The sequence below is a fragment of the Sphingomonas sp. BAUL-RG-20F-R05-02 genome, from assembly GCF_022662305.1.
In the GTDB taxonomy this organism is placed as follows: Bacteria; Pseudomonadota; Alphaproteobacteria; order Sphingomonadales; family Sphingomonadaceae; genus Sphingomonas.
On record NZ_JAKNQH010000044.1, the window covers coordinates 1 to 6,061 of the forward strand.

Consider the following 6,061-nt stretch of genomic DNA (forward strand, 5'->3'; position numbering starts at 1 on the left):
AAGCTTGGTGTGTGCTGCCTGCAGTTTCACCCGCTCGCCGCCCAGAATAGCCCAGTCCTCGCTCCAGTCGAATTGAAAGGCTTCGCCGGCGGTGAACACCAGCGGCACGAATGTGCCCCGGCCCGTCGTCTGCTCCTGAACCTGACGGTTCGCCTTCCACGCCCGGATGAACGCCGCTACCCGACTGTACGACCCGTCATAGCCCAGCAAGACCAGGTCGGTGTGGATCTGCTTGGCGGTGCGCCGTTGCTTGCGCGATTTGCTCGCTTCCGTCTTCAACCATCCCGACAGCCGGTCCGCGAACGGATCCAGCTTGCTCGGCCGGTCGACCGTTTCGAACTTCGGCTCCAGCGCGTCCGACCGCAGGTATTTGCGGATGGTGTTGCGCGAAAGCCCTGTACGTCGGGTTATCTCCCGGATCGACATCCCGTCACGGAATGCCCAGCGCCGGATGACGCTCAGTAACACCATGTCTATCACTCCTTGATCCCCCGACAGCCTGCCGGGGTGAGATTGAGACACGGGTCACTTCTCGGTGGAAATTTATGCCTTCTCCGGGTCAGCTCTCAGTGGAAATCAACATGCTTGGCCACCAAACGATGAGGTTTACGCCAAATCTGGCATAGCTTTTGGCCTCGCGATATTCGTTGATCTTTGCCGATGGTGGGCAAGCCGGGGCAAATCGCGCGACATCGACCAGTGTTAGACGCGCGGCATCTCGGAACGAGTCATTGAGCAGAAAGCAGACAGCCCGCTAACCACCACCTCAAGCCGTTCCGAGGCTCCGCTTCCGATCGGATCTCCCGAAAGCCGACCGGCCGCTATCCGGGAGAAAAGCGGACGGACTGAAAGCGCCCAAATGCTGCCGTTCCAGCGCCGAGGAAGCGACCTCCCGGCTAGATATCTCCTGAGCTAAGGACTAGCGGGAGTGTACGACGAGTTTATTACCGATGCGCTATTGCAAAAGCCGGAAAATTCTCCTTACGCGTTTGGCATGTGGGGACTCTATTTCATCATTGCAGCTTGGGTCGCTTCTCTTCTAGGTATATTTTGCATTGCAATCTACGCGGTGAGCACTGGAAAGCTGCCGAATAGATTTGGCACAATATTCCGGGAGGAAAGCCCCAAGGCATTCTGGCGCAATGTTAGTTTTCTTTTCATTATCGTCGCTAGAATGATATTTTTTTCATTCTACTTCGCCACATCTTTTCGTTAGCCTAATCCGGGGTTCATGTCGCCCTGATGCCAAGCGCAGCTTTCGGATAGGAAACCTGCCCGAGCACTCTCCACCACCTACAGACATTCGCGGGTACGAAGCCTTCGCGACGGCGGGGGTAAAATTTGCCTGTTTCGCTTGTCGGACGCCGGATAAACAAGGGGCGAAGCGGGCGCGCGGCAGAGGGGTTGTCCGCCGGGCTAAAGCTAAAGTCCGAGCGTCCTTGCGCCATGCAACAGCATAAGGCGCCACGAGTGGCTCGCGACCCTTTCGTTCTCGGACTTGCCTCTGGGAAAGAATCTGGTCGTTAGTTCGACAATGCATAAAGGATAAAACGATGCTACGCCCCTATTTATTGACTTTAACGTCAATGCTGCTGTTGACCGGTTGCTCACCCCGAAGTCAACACAAAGTCTATACTACCAAGGATTCCGGTAAGGATATTGGGCTTGCTCCTGCCTCATCATGGGTTGTGGCCAAACGCCTCGATCAGCACTCCTGCCCATCCGATAGGTGCGGTGTGGTCGGATCTCTGATGTTCCGCGAAGGAACTGGCGTACTTGAGTCCCGCAATGGATGGGTTCGTATTTCGAAGCCATATGATGCCTTCTGCGAGAACGGTAAGAGCAAGTTCGTGGAAAAAGGCAACGCCGCCTGCACCGAAGCGAACGGCATCAAGAACGGCTTGGTTACCGAATGGGTCAAGGAGAGCGGACTATCGAGTACCCGTCCGGCCGACCCTGCAGAAAAGGCCGACACTGACGAGCAAATAGTGGCGCATTCAGACGACTTTAGGCAGTACCATTCAGTCTACGCGAAGGCTGCACGGGATCTCATCGGATCTGGACGTTGCACCGTCGCCGACTTCGAGGAACAGGGAGGATGGCTGAGCGACCCGGAAGAGATCAAAGACCCTGTGTATTTCGTACACTGTGGCGGCGTCACGAGAGCAAACCTTATATACCTGAACGCGGCAACAGGGCGCACCTATTAGTTCCGTCGCTCATCCCGCTCCGACTTCGCTCGACATCGCTAGCGGGCCGATGCCGAAAGATATAAACGGCTGGTATGAGCGACGATCCAAAATTGTACCGAGAGCGTGCGGACGCCGAGCGTGCAGAGGCTGAGATTTCCACGCTACCTAACGTCCGCACCAGGGCACTTCGATCGGCAGAGCGATGGGAAGAAATGGCTCAGCACGCTGAACGTGCTCAAAGCCTAGCTGCGGAACGGTATAGCCATTCGGGCACCGTGCGGGCGCGATGGCGGCTCCTGTCTAATCTCGGCCTTCCGATGCGGAGATCAAAAGCTTTGCATCAAGGTAGCGGGGCAGAGCAGGCCGGACAGGTGACGCCGAGTTGCAGTCATTCACCGCATTGTGCCACAATCCCGGCTATGGTCGCTCGTATCGCTACGTTGGTCATTGTTGCCGCATTTTTCTCGTTGTCCAGCCGGCCCGCGATTGCTCAAGAATTGCCTCCCGTACCTGCTACGCTGCTGAACAGGTCGGGCATGGTCTGCATCAGCATCTCCAAACAAGGAAGCGTCAGCGGAGCTTATGTCCTGAAAAGCATAGGTGATCCGCAAGCGGATCGGGATATGTTGGATTGGGTGCGTCAGTTGCATTGGCCGGTAGCAATGCCCGACGAGAAATTGCGAGACACGTGGTTTCCAATGCCAGTGTCTTTCGGTGACGCAAAGTCGGTCGCTGCTCCACCAAGCTGTTCGGCCCCAGCTTAGCTCTCCTACCGCAAGCGTCCAGTTGCGGACATACCGAGCGCGTGCGAGCATTCTCGTTATGGATAACCTTCCGGAACAGATCGACGTGGTGCTCAGCCCCGAAGGGTCGAAACGATGGGTGCTGCTACGCCGCCCCGATGGGCTACATAGCTACTCTGAACACTCGCTAGAGGATGCCATCTACTGGGTTGATGAAGACGGCGGTGAGCGCGACGTGGCCGCACCAGAACGATGGACACGAACGTATCAATCCGGTCTTTTCGATAGCGAGGATGTCGCGCGATCGAACTCGTTTGACCGCATTCCGTGGCTTTTCGCCGCCATCCTCTAGGATCGGCCAAGCATCCGCTTTTCGCCCGTTTTGGCGTCCATGATGCGAAACTCACAAGTTTTGCATCAACCCAGCGACACCAAGGACTCAGGCCTGGCCGCTGCCGGCGGCAATGCGTTTAGTAATCGTTGGAACCCTGCTGCTGCCAGATCGTATTATCTTTGCGAAATCCGCCGGGTGGTATTCCCCCCCCTTTGTACTGATCCGGCTCGCCTTTAGCCGCTGGTCCTTCTGACCAGCGGCTTTTTCTTTGGCCCGCTTAAAACAGGCGCTTTCCGATCTCTTAGGCATATTCTGGATCATGATCGGCTCGGTTTCCCGCATCAAGCGCAGCTTGGCTCCATGCTTCTGTACTTGATGAGAGAGCTCCCGTGGTTTGCTGCACGGCAGGAGTTGCGATCCGCGATATCGTAGCCTGGCTCACCCCCAACAATGCAGCGACAGTGCGTTGCGTGTCGCCGGCAGCAAGGCGCTGTAGGGCCTCGGACTGCTGGTGAGGGGTAAGGGCAGCACGTCGGCCGAACTTGACGCCACGAGCCTTGGCCTGGACCCTGCCGGCTGCGGTACGCTCGGTGATACGATGACGCTCGTAGCTCGCCGCGACCCCCAGTACAGCAATGATGACATCGGCGAACTGAGAGGTGGTATCCACCATCGGCTCAGCGATCGAGCGGAAGCCGGCGCCAGCCTCCTTCACCGCATGAAGGATGTTCAACAGGTCACGGGTGTTGCGGGCGAGGCGATCCGTCGACGTCACCATAAGCACGTCGCCGGCATCTAGCGCGTCGATCGCGCGCTTGAGCTGCGGCCGCTCGGCAGTCGCACCGCTGATCTTCTCGCGATAGACCTTCGTGCAACCAGCCGCGTTGAGTTGGGCGAGCTGCTGCGCCAGGTCCTGTCCGCTGGATGAGACGCGTGCGTAGCCGTAAATCATGGACCGAGTGTGCATCGGAATTATGCATCATGGAAGCGCTTGGTTTCGTGCGGTTTCTCGTCTGATGCAAAACTTGTGAATTTTGCATTATGAGTTCGGTCGTCAGATTTGCTCGACGGTATTGGAGAGAGCGCCGCATGACTAAAGCCTGCTGGCCTGCCGTGGCTCAAGCGTTTGGTCGTGGGGCGCTTCTCGCTGCCGCAGCGCTTGGTTCTACAGGGGCTTTGTCGACCGGGGCAGACGTTAGCGATCCGCACAACAGGCCGCAATCCTGGTCGTCCGAGGCCTCCCGCGACGTAGAAGCCGCCTACCGCATATTTGCCGACAACCATCCTGGGATGGTCAACCCCACCGACCCGGCATTTCCGAAGCGGCTGGACGAAGCGCGGAAAAGGGGGCTGGCGCTGGCACATCGGACTCGCGACCAAGCAGGGCTCCAGGCCACTCTGGGTGCGTTCAGTGCAGCCCTGCGCGACGGACATGCCCAGACCTTCGCTGAGCCGACCAGCTCGTTACCGATGCGGTGGCCTGGGTTTGTCGCGGCTTGGCGCGGCGACGCTCTCTACGTCTACGAATCGCAGATGCCCGATGTCGTGAAAGGCGCGCGTGTCTTGAGTTGCGACGGATTAGATACCCGATCTCTGGTGATCAGGAACGTATTCGCTTTCCGGGGTCGCCCCGATGAAGCCGGGCAATGGTGGAGTCAGGCCCTCAACCTGTTTCAGGACGAGGGCAATCCCTTCGTGAAACTACCTGCACGGTGTCGGTTCTCCGTTTCCGGCAAGATTGCACAGGTCCGGCTCCTATGGCGACCCGCCGACGAAATTTACAAAAAGTGGCGCACGCTCAGCTACAATGGGGACGTGCGACCCATCGGCCTGACTGAACCGCGCGGTAAACTCGCTTGGATTGCAATGCCGACATTCGATCCCGACGACACCCAGCGCACTATGTATCGAAACATGTTCGCCGAGGTCACGCGACGTCGGGCAACAATTTTAGCGGGAGACGCGGTGGTCATCGATCTTCGCGGTAATCAGGGCGGATCGTCGTTTTGGAGCGAGCAGTTGGCTCGTGCTCTCTGGGGCGCAGCGCAGGTGGAGAGAATTAGCGCCTCCGACCCAAGCCGAGTTTGGTGGCGTGCGTCGCGTGGCAACACCGACTATATCGCCACGACGGCCAAGACGCTCGCGACCGAACAACCGGAAGCCGAAGCTTGGATCAAAGCTGTGTGGGAGGGGATGCGTCACGCCCTGACGTCGGGACAAGCCTTCTACGTTGAACCTGCCGCCGCCCCGGTGACTGGGAAAGCTACGCAACTCTCTCTGCCGCCTGTTGCTCTTCCCGTGTACGTAATCGTTCCTGGCCAGTGCGCCAGTGCATGTCTGGACGCGCTAGACCTCTTCACGCGCCTTCCACAGACCCGATTGATCGGCGCGCCGAGTTCTGCCGACAGTATCTACTTGGACGTGCGGATCGAAAGCCTCCCGGACGGAATCGCCAAGGTAGTCGTCCCTATGAAGCTCTATCGTGATCGACCACGTGCCGCCGGGCAGATTTATAGGCCCGCGATCGAGGTCCGTGACCTGTCCTGGTCTACCCAAGCTTTCGAACAGAGCATTGAGAATGATTTGAAAATACGGAAATCGTCCTAGCTCCTCGCTGATGCAAAACTTTTGATTTTTGCATCAGGAATGGCCGGGTCTGGTGGTGAGCGGTCCGTCCGCTTTGGGGTGCTGCCGCGGTCGAAGCTCCGTACTAAAGCCCTGAAAACAGGCAAATCAGCCTGAACCAGCGTCGGCTTTCACAGCCCGCTCCACCCTGCACGAACGGCCGACTT

The 6,061-nt window shown here is 58.1% G+C and carries 6 protein-coding genes and 1 pseudogene; 5 read left to right on the plus strand and 2 right to left on the minus strand.

Going from position 1 to position 6,061, the window contains the following annotated elements; all coding sequences use genetic code 11:
* Positions 1-471: pseudogene (locus L8F97_RS22190) on the minus strand (IS21 family transposase); the annotation flags it as partial.
* Between the two features lie 457 nt (positions 472-928).
* Between L8F97_RS22190 and L8F97_RS22195 the strand changes: the two are divergent.
* The 4 genes from L8F97_RS22195 (at position 929) to L8F97_RS22205 (ending at position 3,287) form a co-directional block, all read left to right on the plus strand.
* Positions 929-1,216, plus strand: a complete 288-nt coding sequence (locus L8F97_RS22195; RefSeq protein ID WP_242154898.1) for a hypothetical protein — start codon at positions 929-931, stop codon at positions 1,214-1,216.
* 337 nt (positions 1,217-1,553) lie between these two features.
* Positions 1,554-2,210 carry a hypothetical protein gene (locus L8F97_RS22200; RefSeq protein WP_242154900.1) on the plus strand — a complete coding sequence of 219 codons (657 nt, stop codon included), beginning with the start codon at positions 1,554-1,556 and terminating at the stop codon, positions 2,208-2,210.
* Positions 2,211-2,728: 518 nt separating this feature from the next.
* Positions 2,729-2,956, plus strand: coding sequence for an energy transducer TonB (locus L8F97_RS23105; RefSeq protein ID WP_409929087.1), 228 nt, complete (start codon positions 2,729-2,731; stop codon positions 2,954-2,956).
* Between the two features lie 58 nt (positions 2,957-3,014).
* Positions 3,015-3,287 carry a hypothetical protein gene (locus tag L8F97_RS22205; RefSeq protein WP_242154902.1) on the plus strand — a complete coding sequence of 91 codons (273 nt, stop codon included), beginning with the start codon at positions 3,015-3,017 and terminating at the stop codon, positions 3,285-3,287.
* A 283-nt stretch (positions 3,288-3,570) separates the two neighbouring features.
* Here the strand turns inward: L8F97_RS22205 and L8F97_RS22210 are convergent, their stop codons facing one another.
* Entirely contained in the window at positions 3,571-4,221 is a 651-nt protein-coding gene (locus tag L8F97_RS22210) for a recombinase family protein (RefSeq protein WP_242154904.1), read from the minus strand.
* A gap of 137 nt (positions 4,222-4,358) precedes the next feature.
* On the opposite strand from L8F97_RS22210, the gene L8F97_RS22215 reads away from it, so the two are divergent.
* On the plus strand, positions 4,359-5,876 hold the full coding sequence (locus L8F97_RS22215) for a S41 family peptidase (protein WP_242154905.1): 1,518 nt from the start codon (positions 4,359-4,361) through the stop codon (positions 5,874-5,876).
* Positions 5,877-6,061: the final 185 nt, after the last annotated feature.

What these genes read in the sequence shown, in the direction of transcription:
- L8F97_RS22200 (WP_242154900.1), top strand. Translation starts at nt 1,554, where the DNA reads ATGCTACGCCCCTATTTATTGACTTTAACGTCAATGCTGCTGTTGACC.
- L8F97_RS23105 (WP_409929087.1), top strand. Translation starts at nt 2,729, where the DNA reads ATGGTCTGCATCAGCATCTCCAAACAAGGAAGCGTCAGCGGAGCTTAT.
- L8F97_RS22205 (WP_242154902.1), top strand. Translation starts at nt 3,015, where the DNA reads ATGGATAACCTTCCGGAACAGATCGACGTGGTGCTCAGCCCCGAAGGG.
- L8F97_RS22210 (WP_242154904.1), bottom strand. Translation starts at nt 4,221, where the DNA reads ATGATTTACGGCTACGCACGCGTCTCATCCAGCGGACAGGACCTGGCG.
- L8F97_RS22215 (WP_242154905.1), top strand. Translation starts at nt 4,359, where the DNA reads ATGACTAAAGCCTGCTGGCCTGCCGTGGCTCAAGCGTTTGGTCGTGGG.